This window comes from Rhizobium sp. 01N424, from assembly GCF_056399485.1.
This window is the reverse complement of record NZ_JBFTRK010000041.1, coordinates 1-496: the sequence shown is the minus strand read 5'-3', so window position 1 is coordinate 496 and position 496 is coordinate 1. Positions and strand designations below refer to the sequence as shown.

Annotated in this window: 1 rRNA gene; it reads left to right on the top strand. The window is 57.5% G+C overall.

What is annotated here, in order from left to right:
• Positions 1-496, top strand: a 16S ribosomal RNA gene (locus tag AC1DNK_RS29980); the annotation flags it as partial.

Sequence of the window (496 nt, the reverse complement as noted above, 5' to 3'; positions counted from 1 at the left end):
GGCTCAGGATGAACGCTGGCGGCGTGCTTAACACATGCAAGTCGAACGATGATCTCCAGCTTGCTGGGGGGATTAGTGGCGAACGGGTGAGTAACACGTGAGTAACCTGCCCTTAACTCTGGGATAAGCCTGGGAAACTGGGTCTAATACCGGATATGACTCCTCATCGCATGGTGGGGGGTGGAAAGCTTTATTGTGGTTTTGGATGGACTCGCGGCCTATCAGCTTGTTGGTGAGGTAATGGCTCACCAAGGCGACGACGGGTAGCCGGCCTGAGAGGGTGACCGGCCACACTGGGACTGAGACACGGCCCAGACTCCTACGGGWGGCAGCAGTGGGGAATATTGCACAATGGGCGMAAGCCTGATGCAGCGACGCCRCGTGRGGGATGACGGCCTTCGGGTTGTAAACCTCTTTCAGYASRGAMGAAGCGMAAGTGACGGTACCTGCAGAAGAAGCGCCGGCTAACTACGTGCCAGCAGCCGCGGTAATACGT